Annotated in this window: 18 protein-coding genes; 11 read left to right on the forward strand and 7 right to left on the reverse strand. The window is 62.4% G+C overall.

Translation table 11 applies throughout. From position 1 onward, the window contains the following. Nucleotide 1: 1 nt before the first annotated feature. The 5 genes from PQT43_RS10750 to PQT43_RS10770 all read right to left on the reverse strand — a co-directional run bounded on the left by PQT43_RS10750 (nucleotide 2) and on the right by PQT43_RS10770 (nucleotide 6,568). Nucleotides 2–1,111, reverse strand: a complete 1,110-nt coding sequence (locus PQT43_RS10750; protein ID WP_272753854.1) for a DUF2169 family type VI secretion system accessory protein — start codon at nucleotides 1,109–1,111, stop codon at nucleotides 2–4. Beyond that, nucleotides 1,111–3,306: a type VI secretion system Vgr family protein gene (locus tag PQT43_RS10755; RefSeq protein ID WP_267268452.1), complete on the reverse strand. Its 2,196-nt coding sequence runs from the start codon at nucleotides 3,304–3,306 to the stop codon at nucleotides 1,111–1,113. The genes PQT43_RS10750 and PQT43_RS10755 overlap by 1 nt, the downstream gene beginning before the upstream one ends. A 259-nt stretch (nucleotides 3,307–3,565) precedes the next feature. Further along, nucleotides 3,566–4,630 (reverse strand): NAD(P)/FAD-dependent oxidoreductase, encoded by a 1,065-nt coding sequence (locus tag PQT43_RS10760; protein WP_267268451.1) that lies wholly within the window; start codon nucleotides 4,628–4,630, stop codon nucleotides 3,566–3,568. A gap of 139 nt (nucleotides 4,631–4,769) precedes the next feature. After that, nucleotides 4,770–6,311 (reverse strand): MFS transporter, encoded by a 1,542-nt coding sequence (locus tag PQT43_RS10765; protein WP_267268450.1) that lies wholly within the window; start codon nucleotides 6,309–6,311, stop codon nucleotides 4,770–4,772. After that, nucleotides 6,308–6,568: a hypothetical protein gene (locus PQT43_RS10770; RefSeq protein ID WP_253085421.1), complete on the reverse strand. Its 261-nt coding sequence runs from the start codon at nucleotides 6,566–6,568 to the stop codon at nucleotides 6,308–6,310. The genes PQT43_RS10765 and PQT43_RS10770 overlap by 4 nt, the downstream gene beginning before the upstream one ends. Before the next feature lie 104 nt (nucleotides 6,569–6,672). Between PQT43_RS10770 and PQT43_RS10775 the strand changes: the two genes are divergently transcribed. The 5 genes from PQT43_RS10775 to PQT43_RS10795 all read left to right on the forward strand — a co-directional run bounded on the left by PQT43_RS10775 (nucleotide 6,673) and on the right by PQT43_RS10795 (nucleotide 10,788). Then, nucleotides 6,673–7,554: a LysR family transcriptional regulator gene (locus PQT43_RS10775; protein ID WP_272753856.1), complete on the forward strand. Its 882-nt coding sequence runs from the start codon at nucleotides 6,673–6,675 to the stop codon at nucleotides 7,552–7,554. Nucleotides 7,555–7,630: 76 nt separating this feature from the next. Continuing rightward, nucleotides 7,631–8,008, forward strand: coding sequence for a VOC family protein (locus PQT43_RS10780; protein ID WP_253085422.1), 378 nt, complete (start codon nucleotides 7,631–7,633; stop codon nucleotides 8,006–8,008). A 346-nt stretch (nucleotides 8,009–8,354) separates the two neighbouring features. Next, a complete protein-coding gene (locus tag PQT43_RS10785; protein ID WP_110596715.1) occupies nucleotides 8,355–9,917 on the forward strand; it encodes a TerC family protein in 1,563 nt (520 codons plus the stop codon). Between the two features lie 145 nt (nucleotides 9,918–10,062). Further along, nucleotides 10,063–10,338: a hypothetical protein gene (locus tag PQT43_RS10790; protein ID WP_267268447.1), complete on the forward strand. Its 276-nt coding sequence runs from the start codon at nucleotides 10,063–10,065 to the stop codon at nucleotides 10,336–10,338. A 63-nt stretch (nucleotides 10,339–10,401) separates the two neighbouring features. Next, complete coding sequence (locus PQT43_RS10795; RefSeq protein ID WP_267268446.1) at nucleotides 10,402–10,788, forward strand: hypothetical protein; 387 nt, start codon at nucleotides 10,402–10,404, stop codon at nucleotides 10,786–10,788. Between the two features lie 70 nt (nucleotides 10,789–10,858). On the opposite strand, the gene PQT43_RS10800 is transcribed toward PQT43_RS10795, so the two are convergent. Beyond that, nucleotides 10,859–11,431 (reverse strand): type 1 glutamine amidotransferase family protein, encoded by a 573-nt coding sequence (locus tag PQT43_RS10800; RefSeq protein ID WP_110653748.1) that lies wholly within the window; start codon nucleotides 11,429–11,431, stop codon nucleotides 10,859–10,861. Nucleotides 11,432–11,867: 436 nt separating this feature from the next. Here PQT43_RS10800 and PQT43_RS10805 point away from each other — a divergent pair, with 436 nt between their 5' ends. The 3 genes from PQT43_RS10805 to PQT43_RS10815 all read left to right on the forward strand — a co-directional run bounded on the left by PQT43_RS10805 (nucleotide 11,868) and on the right by PQT43_RS10815 (nucleotide 14,209). Then, entirely contained in the window at nucleotides 11,868–13,301 is a 1,434-nt protein-coding gene (locus PQT43_RS10805; protein ID WP_102881514.1) for an RtcB family protein, read from the forward strand. A 136-nt stretch (nucleotides 13,302–13,437) separates the two neighbouring features. After that, a complete protein-coding gene (locus PQT43_RS10810) occupies nucleotides 13,438–13,617 on the forward strand; it encodes a hypothetical protein (RefSeq protein ID WP_267268445.1) in 180 nt (59 codons plus the stop codon). A gap of 46 nt (nucleotides 13,618–13,663) precedes the next feature. After that, nucleotides 13,664–14,209 carry a hypothetical protein gene (locus PQT43_RS10815; protein ID WP_267268444.1) on the forward strand — a complete coding sequence of 182 codons (546 nt, stop codon included), beginning with the start codon at nucleotides 13,664–13,666 and terminating at the stop codon, nucleotides 14,207–14,209. A gap of 745 nt (nucleotides 14,210–14,954) precedes the next feature. Here PQT43_RS10815 and PQT43_RS10820 read toward each other — a convergent pair. Next, the gene (locus PQT43_RS10820) at nucleotides 14,955–15,257 is read right to left on the reverse strand and encodes a hypothetical protein (RefSeq protein ID WP_267268442.1); all 303 of its coding nucleotides are present in this window, start codon (nucleotides 15,255–15,257) and stop codon (nucleotides 14,955–14,957) included. Between the two features lie 31 nt (nucleotides 15,258–15,288). Between PQT43_RS10820 and PQT43_RS10825 the strand changes: the two genes are divergently transcribed. The 3 genes from PQT43_RS10825 to PQT43_RS10835 all read left to right on the forward strand — a co-directional run bounded on the left by PQT43_RS10825 (nucleotide 15,289) and on the right by PQT43_RS10835 (nucleotide 17,872). After that, the gene (locus tag PQT43_RS10825; RefSeq protein WP_102881511.1) at nucleotides 15,289–15,678 is read left to right on the forward strand and encodes a RidA family protein; all 390 of its coding nucleotides are present in this window, start codon (nucleotides 15,289–15,291) and stop codon (nucleotides 15,676–15,678) included. A 164-nt stretch (nucleotides 15,679–15,842) separates the two neighbouring features. Beyond that, complete coding sequence (locus PQT43_RS10830) at nucleotides 15,843–16,607, forward strand: IclR family transcriptional regulator (protein WP_102881510.1); 765 nt, start codon at nucleotides 15,843–15,845, stop codon at nucleotides 16,605–16,607. A gap of 47 nt (nucleotides 16,608–16,654) precedes the next feature. Beyond that, nucleotides 16,655–17,872, forward strand: coding sequence for an amino acid deaminase (locus tag PQT43_RS10835; RefSeq protein WP_123394471.1), 1,218 nt, complete (start codon nucleotides 16,655–16,657; stop codon nucleotides 17,870–17,872). The last annotated feature ends 109 nt before the right edge of the window (nucleotides 17,873–17,981 follow it).

The following is a 17,981-nucleotide window of genomic DNA, read 5'->3' on the forward strand; positions in this document are numbered from 1 at the left end:
TTCAAGCCTTCCCTGGCAACGCGGCGGTGCCAACCAGCGCCATGGTTATCTGGCTGATACCCGCCGTCACGGGCAGGCGCCAGAGCAGCACGGCCTGGCGCTGGTCCAGGTCAAGGCGCAGGGTGTCGAGCACCGGTACGCTGACGTAGGGCTCAGCGTCCGCGCTTTCACACACCACCAGCGGTGCAACTCCGGGCAACTGCATGAGGTAGTCACCCTCGCTCAGGCAGCCCTTGAGCCGCACGCTCTCATCACCGGTCAGATAGGGCACGGCCACCTGATCGGCCGGGGCGCTCTGGTAAAAGCGTGGGTCGAAGTCGTCCGGCAGCAGTGGATAGCGTTCAGCGAGCCATTGCGCGTCCAGCGTGCCTTGCAAGTCCACGCGCGGCTGCCACCAGCGCGCCAGCGCGGTCAGGCCCACGGGCTGCAAACGCTGCGAGGGGGCTTTGTAGGGATGTGCTGGGTCTTCAATCTGAGGGGCGGGCAGGCTGTCCAACTGCGCGATCTGTGCCTCGATGCGTTGGCGCACCGAAGCCTCCAGGGTGTTCAATTCAGCCGCGCTCGGCAGCCAGCCACAACCGGCGGTGTTGCTGGGGTAGCTGACGCTGGGAATCGGCGTCTGCCCGGGTGACGGCTCGGGGTCGTAGAAGCAGCCGCCAAACGCCAGGCGGTAATCCAGCGCGACCTTTTCCACTTTATCGGGGGCACTCAGCGTCCAGCCCATCAGCCCCTTGTGCACGGTGCGCGGGCCATGGACCTGCAAGTTCTTGCGCACCGCTCCGACCTGCACCTCGACCGGCCAGTTCGTGCGCCACTGCCCCTCAGCACTGTGCACGCTGCCTTGCAGCAGCACATCGGTGCCGGGCTTGCCCAACAGCAGATCGCCTTCTTCGGCGATCACCGCCTGCAAGGGAAAAGTGGCTATCGGTCCATCGAAGTGATCGCCGAGGACAATCGCGCTCTGATCTGCACTCAAGGGCATGGCCAAGCCCTGGGCAAAGTCAAAGGTGCCGCGAATCACCAGAATGTCCATGGGCACGCCCGCCGGGGTGGTTTTTTCATACAGCAGGTGTGGCAGCCCGGTGTGGTTCTCGATGTGGATGACGCCCATCACCAGCTACCGTCGATCAAGAGCGGCATGGCATCGGTCACATCCAGGCCTTTGAGCTGGGTGGTTTCGGCGTCCACCGGCAGGTTCGGCGCCGGTTGTGCGGTGCCGCTGTTGAGGTGCACGTCTGCGGGGGCATCGGCGTTGACCGTGTTGCCTGCCACCAGATGAATGTCCGGTCCGTCGAGGTAGATCCCGGCATCGGTGATCACCACTCTCGAGCGTCCGACCTGCAAGGTGATGCTTTCACCGTCCAGCTTGATGCTCGATCCTGGTCCGCTGGCCTCCGGCGCAGGCTCCTCACCCGCAGGTGGTGCGGCACTTTGCACGCTGCCATCGCCGACCTTGAGGCTGTAGGACGTGCCCACCACCGTGCTCTGGCTACGGCCCACCTGGGTGCTCTGGTTGATTCCCACCAGGGTGTTCATGTGCAGGCCGACGTTCTGGCTGTAGACCGTGCCGATGTTCATCATCTTGGCCAGCCCGACGTTTTGCAGAGAGGCCAGGTTGATGGTCTCGGTCTTGAAGCAGTCGACATTGATCGACCAGTTGCGCTTGATGCGATCACGTTCGTGGCGGTCGATGGTCTTGGTGCGATCACGTCCGACCCAGTGGGTTTCGTCGTGTTCGACTTCGATGTTCTGATCCCTCTCCGCGTGGACGTAGATCTCTTCGGCGCCCTTTTTGTCCTCGATGCGCAACTCGTTGGAGCCATTGCCGCCCAGGCTGCTGCGGGTCTTGAACACGCTGCGAGTCTTGTTTGCAGGCAACGGATAAGGCACGGGCGTGTGCTGGTTCGGTACGCAGCCGGTCACCAATGGCTGTTCGGGATCACCGCCGATAAAGCTGACCAGCACTTCCATGCCGATCCGCGGGATGATCACGTGGCCAAAGCCTTCACCGGCCCAACTGGTGGCCACCCGCACCCAGCAGCTGGAGAACTCGTTGCGCTCGCCTTCGCGGTCCCAATGAAACTGAATCTTTATCCGTGAGAATTCGTCACACCAGATTTCCTCACCGGCAGGACCGGTCACCAGCGCGGTCTGGCTGCTCAGGCGGGGCTTGGGGGCGGGCTCTTGCGGCCGAAAGAAGGTGTCCCAGGGGATGGCGCTGAAGCGGTTACGGTAACCCTGGGTAAAGCCGCCGTGGCGGTCGTCGCTGGTGACCGACTCTTCCAGCACCTGCGGTTGTCGACCCTCATGCTCAACGCTGACCAGCAGCCACATCTGGTTGTATTCGCCGCGCGGGTGCTCGCTGAGGGTGACCAGATGGCCGCAGCGAAAGCTCGACAGATCACTCTGCCCCTTGGCCAACTGGTAATCGGCGCGATGGCCTTCAAGGGCGATCTGGCTCAGTTGCTGGCCCACCGCGCCAGTGCTGTAGCGGCCGGGGTAGCGATAGTCCTCAAGGATTGGTAGCGCCTCGCTCTGTGCGCAGCTGTGCAGGGTGCTGGGCACCGGATCGAGCGGGGCGCCGCTGGAGGCGCTGCGCGGGTCGGGCTTTTTCAGGTTGTAGTCGCGGCGCACCACCTGGCTGGTGCGGGTGCTGAAACGCACCGCGAAATGGCTGACCACCGGGTCTTCGGCGGCTAGGCCACTGCCTTGCTGATAGCGCACGGTGGCGAGGATCGGGTAGTCGGTCTGGTTGTCGGAAAATACCAGCAGGTGCTGGTCGAGGCTGTGTTCGTGGTGCCAGTGAATGCCGTCTTCGAAGCACAGGCGTTGCACAAACTGGAAATCCGTCTCCCCGTATTGCACGCAATACACCCTGGGTACTGAAGGCTTGGGAGCAATGTTGAAGCGGTATTGGTCGGCGAGGATGCCGTGTTCCTTGAGCACCTTGGCAATGATCTGCGGCACCGTCAGGTTCTGATAGACCCGTTGGTTGTGGCGGTGCTGCAACTGATAAAGGTGAGGACGCAGGATCAGGTGATAGCGGGTCATGCGCTTGCCGCTGTCGCCGATTTCGATGTCGTCGATCAGGCCGTGGATGCCTTCACCCTTGAGGCCGAACTGCAGGAACGCCGGCTGGTTGAGCAGGCTTTCCAGATCGACATTGGGATTGTCCGAAACCAGCTCGATGTGGATCGCATACAGCTCGCTGATGGCTTCGCGGCCCTTGAAGGCCAGCACCTTGAAGTCGTGGCGAACGGCAGGGATGGACAGCACGAAATGCGCAGTGTCGGCCGGCGCGAACATAGGCTCATCCTTAAGCTTGAGAGAGGCCAGACCCGCGCCGTACCTGGCCCGGGTGCAAAGTGGCGCTCAACCTAGCAAAGGGGGCGCAAAAACTAATATGGGATGAGTCTGGAAAGTCGCTTGAAATTTCCGGACCTGACTTTGCTGTCCGCAACCAGGAGCCAGGGATGGCTGAGCCACTCAGGTCATGACCCGGCTCAAGCTCACGGGTGGCTTGATTCGAAGAACGGACGCCCGATGACGAGCCCGCTGAACCCCGTCAGCCCAGACGTGCCGGGCGGCACGAGGCAAGCTCGGCAGAGCATTGGCCCAGCAGCAACTCCTGGCTGACCAGGCGGCCGACGGTGGGCGCCAGGGTCACCCCGGCATGCATCACCGCCAGGTACAGGCCCAGGTACTGCTGGCTCGGGCCAATGATCGGCAACTGGTCACAGGGCATTGGGCGTTGACCGACCTCAACGCTGCGCAGGGCTATCTTCTCGGCGCCGCGGAACAGGCGGCGGATCGAGGCCATGGCTTGCTGCGCTATGGCCTCGGGCCCTTGAGGACCGCTGTCGTCGATGTAGTCTTCCGCCGCCAGCAGGCTGCCGTCCGCCGCTTCGCGAATCTCCAGCAGGCGGTTGGAAACCAGGGTCTTGACCAGGCCGCGCGGGGCATCGAAGCGGATCAGGATCGACGGCGAGGCCTGCACCGGCAGCTGGATTCCCAGGGGCGCCAACAGGGCAGGGGTGGCGCAGCCCGCTGCCAGGACGATATGCTCGGCTAGGTAAGGCCCGGCCGCAGTGGTGATGCCAAGCACGCGCCGGCCCTCCACCAGCAACCCCTGTACCGGCGTCTGGGTAAGCACCCGGGCGCCGTGGGCCCGGGCCCCTTCGAGCAGCGTCTGGGTGGTGGCTACCGGGTCGAGGCTGCCTTCGCCGGGGGCGTACCGGGCTCGTTGCGGTAGTTCCTGCAGATTGGGTTCAAGTTCACCGATCCGGTCACGGTCGATCCAATGGGCGGACGACATCGGCCCCTGGGTATCGGTGTCTGTCGAGTCCGGGCCGGTTTCGGCATAAGTCAGTGCTCCGGTCCATTGAATCTGCAACTGGGGCAACTCCTGCTGCAGGCGTCGATAGTCCGCCAGCGCCAGGGAGCGCAGCGGCCGAGCGGCTGCCGGGAACTCGCCGTGGGGGTTGATCCAGGCAAAGGAATGGCGAGTGACCCCAGAACCGGGACTGGCTTGCTCGACCACCGTGACCTGCGCGCCCTGTCTGGCCAGGTGGTAGGCGATGGATGCACCGACAATGCCGGCACCGACCACAATCACGTTTGTAGGCTTCACACTGACCTCGTCTGCTGAAGGCCGTACCTTAGCCGGCCATTTGTTGTTCAAGCCATTTGTTTATTGTTCTGAAATTGCAAGCAGCGGGCCGCTGCCCACCTTGGCGGCGGCCCAGAGAGCCAATCGGCATCCCCATGCTTCATTGGGTTTTCAGCACCAGGCCTTGGGCCTGGGGCAGGGGGTTGCGCATCAACCGGCCCACCACCAGGGCCCCAAGCAGGGCGAGAATGCCTGCCACCGTCAGTACCAACCCGAAGCCGCCGACAAAGGCTTGCAGGGCCAGGGGTTCAACCAGGGCGCGGGCACTTTCCGGCAGGTTCGCCAAGGCGCCCTGCATATCCCCGGCCACCACCCGCGAGGCGATGTCCGGCGCCTGGGCCAGCCAAGGCCCGGGCACCTGGCTGAGGCTGCCTTGCAGCCGTTGCAGGGTATGGCTGGCCAATAGCGCACCGAACACGCCGATGGCCAGCATGATGGCGCTGAAGCGCATGGTGGTGCTCATGCCCGAGGCCATGCCGGTGCGTTCCCGGGGCACGCAGGCCATGATGTTTTTCTGCGTATCGCCGTTGAGCAGGCCGGCCCCGGCACCGGTCACGGCAATCGCCGCCGCGAAGCTCAGGTAGCCCCCGGCATGCACCGCCCAGGCACTGAGCAGGTTGCCGCAGCCCACCAGGGTCAGCCCGGCGGCCATCGGGGCGGCGGGGCTGTAGCGCCCGGCGAGGCGGGCACCGATGCGTGGGCAGATCAGCATGGTCAGGGCAAAGGGCAGCATGCCCAGGCCTGAGGCAATGGCGGAGAAGCCCAGACCGTTCTGCAGGTAGAAGGGCAGCAGGGTCATCATCACCTGGGCACAGCCGGCGTAGGCGAACATGCCCAGCAGGGCGCCGATGAACCGCGGATGGCGAAACAGTTGCAGATCGACCATGGGCCGGCGTTGCAGGCGCTCGATCAGCACGAACAGCCCCAGCAGCGCCACTCCGGCCAACAGGCGGGTGGAGGTGGCTGGGTGGCTCCAGCCGATGCGGTTGGCTTCGATCAGGCCCCAGATCAGGCACAGCAGGCTGGCGCTGAAGGCCAGGCTGCCCCAGGGGTCCAGGCGCGCCGCCTGGGTATCCCGGGATTCCGGCACGTTGCGCAGCACGCTCCACAGCAGCAGGGCGCCTACCGGCAGGTTGAAGTAGAAGATCCAGCGCCAGCCGAAGTATTCGGTGATCAAGCCGCCGACCGTGGGCGCGGCGGTCATGGCCATGCCCATGCAGGCCCCCCAGAAGGCCCAGGCCTTGGCCCGCTCCGCTTCGTCATGGAAGGTATGGCCGATGGAGGCCAGGGCCGACGTCAGCAACAGCGCTGCGCCCACGCCTTTGAGGGCCCGAGCGAGGTCCAGCAGCAGGGCGTTGGGGGCGGCGCCGCAGCCCAGGGAGGCGAGGATAAACAGGCCCAGGCCGCAGAGCAGGGTCCTCTTGCGTCCGAAGCGGTCCGCCAGGCTGCCCGCCGGCAGCAGCAGGGCGGCGAAGGCCAGCATGTAGGCACTGACCACCCATTCGATATCGGCGAAGTTGGCCCCCAGGTCGCGGGCGATGCTCGGCAGGGCCACGGCGACGATGTTGGTGTCCAGGACGATCAGCGAGCAGACCCCGGAAGCAGTCAGCAGGGTCAGGCGGGGATTGATGAGGCGGCTCATGACGCTGTCCGCCGACTGAGGATGGACAGTGCTGTCAGTTCGATGCTCGCCACCACCGGTACCCCGTCATCGAGGATGACCACTGCACAGGGGCAGCCTTTGGCCAGGGTGGTTTGCTGGCCGGCCTTGAGCGGGATTGGGGGGCTGTTCAAAGGCAGGATTGCTTTGTGGGCAACGTTGGCTTGGATCTCTGCGGCCACGGCGCTCTGCAGGTAGCAGCAGGCGATCATTGCCAGAATCAGTGGTTTGACGCGCATGGCAAAGGCTCTCTACTGTGAAGGTCCGCTCAGCTTATCCTGGCCTTTGTGGGTCTTTGTTAGCTGCTGGCGGTCAGTTCGTTACCTTTGAGCTAATGCCTTTTATGGAAATTCGTCACTTTCGTTACTTCCTGGCGGTGGCCCGGCAGCGCAATTTTACCCGCGCGGCCGAGCAACTGGGGATTGCCCCGCCGACCTTGAGCCGACAGATCCAGGACATGGAGAAGACCCTCGGTACGCGGCTGTTTTTGCGCCAGCAGCGCGAGGTCAGTCTCACCGAGGCCGGTGCCACTTTGCTCCTGGAAGCCGAAGCCACGGTTCGCCAGTTCGAGTTCGCCCAGCGCAACGCCCAGCGCGCCGGGCGCGGAGAGATCGGCCACATCGAGCTGGGCTATGTGGCCTCGTCGGTGTATTCCGGGTTGTTGCAGAAGCAGGTGCAGAGCTTCAGTCGTGACTGTCCGGACGTCAGCCTGAATGTGCGCGAGTGTCCGATGGCAACCCTGCCGGCGCGAATTGCCGACGGACGCCTGGACGTCGGCTACATTCGTTCGCCCATGACCCTGCCCGACGGCGTGGAGGCCATTCGCCTGGACGCCGAGGGGTTTGTCCTGGCGCTGTCCGCCGAGTCCTGGCTGTGCCGGCTGCCGCAGATCGCCTCCGAGCACCTGCTCAATGAAACCTTCATCCTTCCTGAGCAGATCAGCGGCACCTTGCAAGTGGCGGCCCAGGGGGCCTATGCCCCCAAGCTCGGTGCCCAGCCCGGCGGCCTGGTGGCGGTGCTGGCCCTGGTTTCCCTGGGTCAGGGCGTGGCGGTGGTGCCCGAGTCGGTGGTGGGGCATTTGAGCCTGCCCCATGTGGTGTACCGGCCCATCGGTGGCAGTTCGGCGTCGTCCTGGCTGTCGCTGATTTACCGGCGTTTTGAGCAGGCGCCGGCGGTGGTGCGCTACATCGACCAGGTCAAGCGCGAGTACCGGCGTTCGGCCTGATACGGCATGTTCAGCACTGCGCCCGGCGAGCATAATCCGCCGGGCTATTTCTCTTCCTTCAGGAGCTGCGTCCTCGATGATCGACCAACTTGACCACCTGGTACTGACCACCATCGATCCTGTGGCCGCCGAGGACTTTTACGTTCGGGTGCTAGGTATGCAACTGCAAACCTTTGCCGGAGGGCGCAAGGCCTTCAAGTACGGCCAGCAGAAGATCAACCTGCATGTGCGTGGCCAGGAATTCGAACCCAAGGCTCACCTGCCGGTACCGGGGGCGCTGGACCTGTGCTTTATCGCCAGCGTGCCCCTGGAGCAGGTGATTGCCCATCTGCGCCGAGTCAACTGGCCGATCATCGAAGGCCCGGTGGCGCGCACCGGAGCCACGGGACCGATCCGCTCGGTGTACCTGCGGGACCCGGACTTGAACCTCATCGAGATTGCCGAGCGGGTGTAGGCGGTTTGAGGGGGTGTCCCGGATAAACTTTTGTAATGATTTCCCGCTGGGGAAAAGTGCCGCCGCCCCTGTAATCTCCAATTCCGTTTTTTCACTCAGGACTTGCATGAACACGCTCTCGGAGCCCCCCAGTCGGCGCTCTTTCTTCGCTTTGCCCCATGACTTCTCGCGCCATCCGGCCCCATTGAGACGCAGACGCTCAGGCAATCATTCTCCCGGCCGCACGTCCCCGGCCTTTGCCACTTCCCGCACTGACCAGCCCGTCACCCAGGTTGCACCTGTCCTGCACCTTGGTGCTTCGTCGCGCCTGGCCGTTTGAATTTTCTGGAGAACTTGAGTCGTCGTTATGGAATGGATCGCAGACCCCACGGCCTGGCTTGGCCTTTTGACCCTGATTATCCTGGAACTGGTGCTGGGCATCGACAACCTGGTGTTTATCGCCATCCTCGCGGACAAGCTGCCGCCGGAGCAGCGTGACCGCGCCCGCTTGATCGGCCTGTCCCTGGCATTGCTGATGCGCCTGGGCCTGCTGGCCAGCATCTCCTGGATGGTGACCCTGACCCAGCCGCTGTTCGAGGTGTTCGACAAGAGCTTTTCCGGCCGCGACCTGATCATGCTGTTCGGTGGTGTGTTCCTGTTGTTCAAGGCCACCATGGAGCTGCACGAACGCCTGGAGGGTCATGTCAGCCAGCGTGCCGGCAGTGCCACCTACGCCTTGTTCTGGCCGATCGTGGCGCAGATTGTGGTGCTCGATGCGGTGTTCTCCCTGGACGCGGTGATTACCGCCGTGGGCATGGTGGAGCATCTGTCGGTGATGATGATCGCGGTGGTGGTTTCCATCGGTGTGATGATCGTCGCCAGCAAGCCGCTGACCCGTTTCGTCAACGAACACCCGACAGTGATCATGCTGTGTCTGGGCTTCTTGATGATGATCGGCTTCAGCCTGACCGCCGAAGGCCTGGGCTTCCATATTCCCAAGGGCTACCTGTACGCGGCCATCGGCTTCTCGATTCTGATCGAGGTGTTCAACCAGATCGCCCGGGCCCGCCGCAAGAAGTCCATGCAGGGCCTGCGCCCGATGCGTGAGCGCACGGCCTATGCAGTGATGCGCCTGCTGGGTGGCCGCAAGCTGGCGGCAGAAGAGGTGGGTGAGGAAATCGCCGATTTGCTGGAAGACGGTGATGCACCGAGCAGCGAGCTGTTCGACCGCCGCGAACGGGTGATGATCAGCGGCGTACTGCAGTTGGCGGAGCGGCCGATCCGTACGCTGATGACGGTGCGCGCCGAGGTCGACTCCATCGACCTCACGGACAGCCCGGAAAGCATCCGGACCAAGTTGATGCACTCGTCCTATTCGCGCCTGCCGCTGATTCGCGATGGTGCGGTGGATGAGCCGCTGGGCTTCGTGCACAAGAAGGAGTTGCTCAAGGAATACCTGGCCGGCAACGAGCCGAACCTTGAGCACCTGGCGCGCAAGACCATCAACCTGCTGGACAGTTTTTCGATCCTCAACGCCCTGGAACAGATGCGCAAGGCGTCGACCCACATCGCCTTCGTGATCAACGAGTTTGGTGACTTCATGGGCATCCTGACCATGACCGACATTCTCGAATCCATTGCCGGCGAGCTGCCGGATGCCAGCGAGGTCGAAGGGCCGGATGTGGTGGAAGACGAGGGTAGGTTCCTGGTCAATGGCGCCCTGAACCTGCCCCAGGTGCGCCAGCGTACCGGCTTTGGCGCCGAGCCTACCGAGGACTACCAGACCCTGGCCGGGCTGGTGATGAGCCTGCTGGACCGTCTGCCGGTCAAGGGCGACCGCTTGGAATGGGAGGGCTGGAACATTCAGGTGATGGCGGTGGAAGAGCGCCGCGTGACCCAGGTCCAGCTGTCTCGGCAGGTGCCTGCCTGACGGGAGAAGTCCTGGAGTTGGCGCTGTAAGGTGCTATGCCGTTGCGTGGCTTGAGCGCAGAGGTTCAGGCCCAGGTTCATGCCCTGTCACGCAGGGCTTTTGCCTCCAGCCAGGTGTACAGGCGGCGAGCGATGCGTTCACTGGCATGTCCCTCCTCCTTGGGTGCGATGCGATCGGAACGAAGGTTGAGTCAAAGCAGTGGGAACTGCTCTTGTCCAGCCAGGGCGTGTGGGAAAAATGCTTGGATGAAGCGCTGTTTGCCCAGAATGGCTCGGTTCGCAGCGGCGCCGCCAAGCCCAAGCCTCCCGCACCTGTGGTGCAGGTTTCCAGTCAGCACGCCATGGAGCCGCCTGCTCCGTTGTTGTCGGAGGAGGTGAGACGGCTGGAGAAGATACTGAGCGTAAATGTCGCCGAGCCTTGAGCGCTTGCCGAATGTCGACCTGCTTCAGCTAAAATCCCCGCTCGCTGAATAACGAGGTGCCCAGTGAGCAAGCTAGCCTGCAGATGCGGACACATCATCATCGATCAGACCGACGATTTGCCCTATAAGGCTGCGTTGCTGCGTGATGAGCATGAAGAGCGCTTTTTCGCCGATGCCTCCCTTCTGGCCAATGAACTGCTGGATGCCGCGAGCGCCGGTAAGGTCGATAAGTTGCTTGAGCAACACTATGGCAATGGGCACTGGCGACCCGGGCCAATGGAATTCTTCGGGGACAAGTTCACCAGTGTCTATCTGTCCTCCATCTCGACGGTTTATGAATGTGAGCGGTGTGGGCGCCTGTGGGTACAGAAGGAAGGCGCCAACCACTTCGTCTGCTTCACCCCGGAGAGCGGTCAGTATGAGTCGATCTTGCGCTCCCAAGTCCCGTAGGAGCTGGCTTGCCAGCTAAAGCAGCCGTGAGATCGCTTTCGCCGGCAAGCCGGCTCCTACAAGGGAGAGGTCAGATCTTCTGCTGGTGCTCGGCGGCATGCATGCCGAGGTAGGCGCGAAGGTTGTCGTCGTTGATGCCCAGGGTGCCGAGAATCTGCGCCATGAAACTCACTGGAGCGCTGCCCGGGGCGGTGATCACGCGCTGGTCCGCTACCGCGTGGGGCACATCCTGGTAGTGCGCGGCGCCGGCATAACCGACTGCCAGCAGGTTGGCCGCCGAATTGGAGGTGTGCTTCACCGCGTCCAGCACCCCGGCCCGAGCCAATTCGCGGGTGCCGTCGCAAATGCCGGCGATCACAAGGTGGCGTGCCTGGGCGGCGCGCAGCAGGTCGCCGATGTCCGGCGCCTTGTCGCTTTGCCAGACGCTCCCGCCGCAAACCATCAGCAGATCCACTTCGTCCAGACGAATGTCTTCCAACGCCAGGTCCGGGGTCACCCGCAGGCCGCCCATGGAGGTCACGATAGCGCCCTTGGGGGAAGCGTAACGGCAGTCGAAGCCATAGTAGCCACGGCCGGTGGCGTTGATCAGGGCGGTTTCCCAGTCGGCGAAGTTGTCGCAGATGATAGTGATGGCGCGGGTCATGGAGCTTCCTTGCTTGGGGCGATGAGCGGGTGGGGAGCGCCAGGGTAACCCGTTTTTGCCGGGCGCCTGGAGAAGCTTTTACAGCTTTGGCGACAATCGCCGGCTTGGAGGAGCGATGGTCATCGCCGGCAATTGTCGTTGGCTTTCAACCAGCGAGCGGCCTTAGGATCCAGGGCAGATACTGGGTTTTGCGCTCGAGCAGGGCAAGGTGCCGCCGATCCATGCCAGCGTGTTTTACACGCCGTGGAAAGGCGGGCCGAAGCCACACTGACGTCACGTCGCCAGGCAGGCGCCTCGTCAAATAATTGCTCCCCGGCTCTTTACATCCACGCCGTCATTCCCCATTATCCGCGCCGTCTAAGTTTCGCTGCTGACCAGACAATTCCAGCCACCAAAAGGGTGGTTGTTTTGTTGCGTCCAAGAAAAGCAGTTGAAAATGACCAAGACTCCTCTGAAAAGAATTCAGCACAAGCTCGCCCGTTCCGGGGTGGCCATCGAACGCCTGAATTCCAATTCCCTCTCTATCTCTTCGATCAATGACGCCGGGCTCAAGGTGGATCTGCTGCTGCCCGATAGCTTTGCCATCGAAGAGAAAGCCATCCTCCAACTGATGGATTTCGCCAAGGTCGCCCACCCCCATGGCGGTGAAGTGAAGTGCGCCTGCGCCACGCCGGACTTCCACACCGGTAGCCCGATCCCGGTGGGCAGTGTGATTGTCACCAGCCACGACATGGTGGTGCCGCAAGCCATCGGCACCGACATCAATTGCGGCATGCGCCTGCATAAGCTGGGGCTGAACTACGAACAGTTCATGGCGCAGAAAGCCAAGTGGACCGCCCTGGTACGTGGTGATCTGCTGGAGGGTACGCGCAACATTCCCACCAGCCCAACGGCCATGACCGCGCTGTTTCAAGCGGGACTGGGGGACTTCTGGGCCCAGGTGCAGCAGCAGGACCCCATCGGGCTGTTCGCCGGGGCGGATTTCGCCCAATTGCAGCGAGAGCTGTCGGGCCTGCATGAGTCGTCGTTCGCCCGCGGCAGCGCCGACTATGCGCCTGAAGCCCTGCAGGACCGCTCGCGGAAAATCCTTCGCGACCCGGGCCTGGGCTCCCTGGGTGGCGGCAACCACTTTGTCGAGATCCAGGTGGTCACCGAGTTGGTGGATCGTCAGGCCTGCTTTGCTCAGGGCCTGTCCGTGGGGCAGGTGGTGATGATGATTCACACCGGCTCCCGGGACGTGGGCTTCTATGTGGGGCGACGCTGGATGGACAAGGCCAAGGCCTTGTGGCCAGAAGGTATCAAGCATCCCGACTCGAAGATATTCGCCCTGTTCGGCGAGATGGCTGATGAGTACCTGCTGGCCATGCACAGCGCCGCCCATTACGCCGACGCCAACCGCGCGCTGATCGCGGAAATGGTCCGCCAGCGTACCCGGCAAGTGTTTGGCGCGGGCATCGAAGCGCCGCTGATTGTCGATGTGCCGCACAACATCGTGCTGCGCGAAGAGGGCGGCAATGTGCATCGCAAAGGCGCGACACCGGCCTATGCCGGGCAGCCGCTGCTGATTCCGGGAAGCATGGGGCATGACTCCTACCTGCTCACCGGGCTGGGCAATGAGCGCTGGCTGCGTTCGGCCAGTCACGGCGCCGGGCGCTCGATGTCGCGCAGCGAGATCGTGTTCAAGGCCAAGAAGGATAAGGCTTTCCTCGGCTTGCAGGGCGTTGAGTGCATCACCACCAAGGAAGAGCGGATGATCGAAGAGGCGCCAGGGGCCTACAAGGAAATTGGACAGGTGATTCGTTCCCAGGTGGAAGAAGGGACGGTATCGGTGATGGCGCGGTTTTCGCCGATCTTGACCTTCAAGGCGTAAGCACGAAGGCGCTGTGGGGCGGGGATGGTTTTCGGGTTTGCCGTGCAACAGTGCGGCCGATACATTGTCGTCCCCCCGGCCTGGTCGTTCTGAGTGGTGCCGTTGAAGTTATCTGTGGAAGGGACGTCATCAGATCGTGAAGCGGGTTAAAAAAACTGTTTGGTTTGTGTTGTGCATGGGGTCGATGCTCTCGATGGGCGCTGGCCTTTATCAATTCATGCTGCCTAAAGGTGATCCCAGCCTGGCGTTGATGCTGGTGCTGATTGCGCTTATTTCTGGTTTTTATCTGCGGCCGCAAAAGCCCAGGGCACGGTAGTCGCTCTGGTGATTGCCTGTTTGTGGCCAAAGTCGGGTGCTCGATCATGAATCAAGATGAAAGTCTGAAGCGCGATGCTGTAGTGCCATTTACCGGTGCCAGCGAGTTCGTCGTCGACAAGCCCCCCCTTGTCGAACTGCTTGCCGTGCTTGCTCAGTGTGGCGAGGTGGTGTCCAGCTTCTTCAAGCCAGATCCCTCAATCAAGGCGTTGGATGAGAGAACGCGACTGGCCGAGTTTCTGGAGCGTTTCAGCAACCTCGCCAGGTCGACGGCTATTGGGCAGATTGAGTCTGAGTTCGGGCCCTTTTCCATGCTGAATCGATATGAGTTCGAGGGCTCGTTGCTGGCGGTGGTGCTGCGGGGCGGGTGTCATCACGCGACCCGTGGATTAAGCCTGGCCAACGCTCGGAAGTTGGTGGATGAGGCGCTGGAGGCGGTGTTTGCGGCTCCGTTTTCCGAGCTGGTGGTGTATCGGTTCGATAGTTCCGATTGGTCTGAGTTGACCAGGGATTCGACTATTTCTTCTGCCTATGTCGCCTGCCAGGGGGCGCGGAATCTTTGGTGGGTGTTGTGCGTTGCTGACTTTGATTGATGGCTTGTGGGCGCCAGGCTTTCCATGGGGGAAGTCGTTTGCCCGCATGGGTAACAGTTTGGGGCAGGCACGGGGGTGACACCCACGATGGGGCTTCTTGTGTAGGCGCTGGCTTGCCAGCGAAGGCGGCATCGAGGACACCGGTGGATTGGGTGTTGTAGGTAGCGGTTGCTGCGCTGTCACCCAGTTGTCAGCCATGGCAATACAAGCTCTGTGGCGAGGGAGCTTGCTCTCGGTCGATCGGCTGGCGTTTCGGCGCGCGTAAACCTGAGTCTCCGATTTGGCAGGTGTACATATCCGTTGCTTTGGGTGTGGCCACTGGCGGTTTCGCCCTTACGGCGAGTCCCTTTTGTCAAACGACACAAAAGGAACCAAAAAGTCTTGCCCCTCCACTCGGTGCCTCGCCGAGGCTCGGCATTCCCTCTCTCCGGCATTGATCCGTGGGCCGCCGCCACCGGCCGTCCCTGGCCGGATGGCGGCTAACCCGGCGTCCTGCCGGGTTGCCCACGGCTCAATGCCTGCGTTCGGCCATCGTGGTTAACGGGGCGCTTAGGATCAAAAGCCAAGGCAGAGCAAATCTGAGCAGAGCAAAGCAGGAGCCGTTGCTGTGCCTTGGGTTACTGCTCCGGCAGTTGCAGCGCTTGTTGTTCCGCCACGTGCAACACATGGATATTCGGACGACCAAACCCGGTCGCGGGCTGCCGCGACGCAACGGGATGTAGAAGGTGGCGAGCGTCGTCACAGGTCACTTGAGCGTGTTCTCCGCAAATACAGAAATGCCTGACATAGGCTGACGACTGTTTCTAATACTCTCTCGTTCCTCGTTGCGGAAAGTTTTGCCATTCCCTCTGTTATCTCCTTTGTTCTCCATGGCACACTCGGGCACGAATTCCGTTATTTCATATTTTATTCCGCTGTAGCGGAATATTTTAGGCGGAGTTTCTTTGTTTAGAGCCTTGGCGTTTTCCAGGCCATCGTTGTTTTCTGCGGTATTGACTGCGCAGCAACGCACGGTGAGTGGGACAGCGTTCTTGGGCATGGCCGTCAAGATGGCCAACCTTCAACCAGGAGAATCTCTCATGAGCATCACCCGTTACGGCACCGGCAGCACCGCAGGCGGTGGCCAGCCGCGTCCTTTTGCTCGCGCCGTCGAAGCCGATGGCTGGCTGCATGTATCCGGCCAGGTGCCGGCGTTGGATGGCGAGATCATTCACGGTGGGATCGTCGAGCAGACGCATCAGACGATGCGCAATCTGCTGGCCATTCTCGAAGAGGCCGGGTACGGCCTGGAGGATGTGGTGCGGGTTGGCGTGTGGCTGGAAGACCCGCGGGATTTCTGGAGTTTCAACAAGGTGTTCGGCGAGTACTTCAAGCCCGAACACGCGCCGGCCCGGGCCTGTGTGCAGGCCAGCATGATGGTTGACTGCAAGGTCGAGATCGATTGTGTGGCCTACAAGAAGAAGCCTTGAGTGCGCTTCTGTAGCCGCTGCCGAGCCTGGGCGAGGCTGCGATCGACCGCAACGCGGGCGCAGGGTGATGAGATCGCTGCGGCCCCTGCGACGGCGTGTCGCTCAGGGCGTTCGCAGCCTGCGGCAGCGGCTACAGGGATTGTGTTTTGCATAGGGGTGGGTAGATGACTGAAGACAGCATCAAGCGCCGGGCCAAGGGCCTGGATCGGGCGTTCGATATTCTCGATTTCCTCAAGGAGATCGGCCAGCCGCTGCGACCCAACGATATCGCCAAGGGCATTGGCAGTCCCAAGTCCACGGTCTATGAGTTGGTGGCGTCCTTGCTGGAGCGGCGGGTGCTGGAGCCGGTAGGCAAGGACGGTCATGTGTACCTGGGCCGCCAGCTGTATTTTCTCGGGCAGGCTCATTTGCGCCATTTCGATCTGAGCCGCGAGGCTGATCAGGCGTTGCAGGAAATTGTCAGTCAGACCCGGGAAACCGCGCAGATGTGCCTACTCAACGGGCGCAAATACACCGTGGCGCTGATGAAGGAGGGCGAGCGGAATTTCCGCATTACCTCGGACATTGGCGAGAACGCGCCGATCCCCTGGACCGCTTCCGGGCGGTTGCTGTTGGGGCATATGAGCGATGAGCAGATCGTCGAGATGATCGATGACCAGGACTTCATGCTGCCTAACGGTGAGCGGCTGCCGCTGGAGACCTTCCTCAAGGAAATCCGTCAGGCCACCGAGGAGGGGTTCTTTTCCTTCGACAGCGTCGCCGACACCTTCACCCATTGTTTTGCCGCGCCGGTACGCGATGAGCACGGGGTGTGCATCTGCACCCTGTGCATCGTCGCGCCCAGGGCCGATGCGCAGAGCCATTACCAGGACTATCGCCGGGTGCTGATCGACAGCGCCAACCGCCTGGCCCGGCGTATCAACGATTGATGACTTTGTCGCGGCTGTGCGCAGCCGCCTTGATAAGGAGTGCCAACATGTCTTCTGCTTTGAATCTGCCCCTGGTGGAAAAGGGCGCCGCTGCTATCGGCGCGAGTCTGCTGAGCGACGTCAGCCTGCCGGCCCTGGTGCTGCACCGCGAGGCGCTGGAACACAACATTCGCTGGATGCAGAAGTTTGTCAGTGACAGCGGCGCCGAGCTGGCGCCCCACGGCAAGACCAGCATGATGCCCGCGCTGTTTCAGCGGCAGTTGGACGCCGGCGCCTGGGGCATCACCCTGGCCACGGCAGTACAGACTCGCGCCGCCTACGCCCATGGCGCGCGCCGGGTGTTGATGGCCAACCAGCTGGTGGGGGCGCCGAACATGGCGTTGATCGCCGAGCTGTTGGCGGATGCGGATTTCGATTTCTATTGCATGGTGGATCACCCGGATAACGTGGCCGATCTGGGGGCGTTTTTCGCCCAGCGTGGCGTCACCCTCAAGGTGATGATCGAGTACGGCGTGGTGGGCGGTCGTTGCGGTTGCCGCAGCGAGCAGGAAGTACTGGCCCTGGCCAAGGCGATCCAGGCGCAGCCAGCTTTGGCGTTGTGCGGTATCGAAGGTTACGAAGGGGTGATCCACGGCGACCAGGCCATCAGTGGCATTCGCCAGTTTGCCGATTCCCTGGTGCGTCTGGCGGTGGATCTGCACAACGATGGTTTGTTTGCCATCGAGCGGCCGATCATCACGGCTTCGGGTTCGGCCTGGTACGACCTGATCGCCGAGTCCTTCGAGACCCATAACGCCAAGGGGCGTTTCCTCAGCGTGCTGCGTCCGGGCAGTTATGTCGCCCATGACCACGGCATCTACAAAGAGGCTCAGTGCTGTGTGTTGGATCGACGCAGTGATCTGCACGAAGGCCTGCGTCCGGCGATGGAGGTCTGGGCCCATGTGCAGTCGCTGCCGGAGCCGGGCTTTGCGGTGGTGGCCCTGGGCAAGCGCGATGTCGCCTATGACGCTGGCTTGCCGGTGCCGCTGCGGCGTTACCGCGCGGGAGCCGAGGCTGGTGCCGGTGATGATGTCGCGGCGTGCAAGGTGACGGCGGTGATGGATCAGCACGCGTTTCTCACCGTGGCGCCGGGAGTGGAGCTGCGTATTGGCGACATCATTTCCTTTGGTACATCGCACCCGTGCCTGACCTTCGACAAGTGGCGCACCGGTTTGCTGGTGGATGAGCGCCTGCAGGTGATCGAGAGTCTGGAAACTTGCTTCTGAACGTAGCAGCCGGCCCGCCGACGAACAGACCCTGGGTTAGGGCGCAACTCTGAGGACGCTTTCGTTGGCAAGCCAGGTTCTACAAGGTGGTGTGTGCTTTGAGGAGAGG

It is taken from the genome of Pseudomonas sp. BLCC-B112, assembly GCF_028550695.1.
Lineage (GTDB): Bacteria > Pseudomonadota > Gammaproteobacteria > Pseudomonadales > Pseudomonadaceae > Aquipseudomonas > Aquipseudomonas danubii.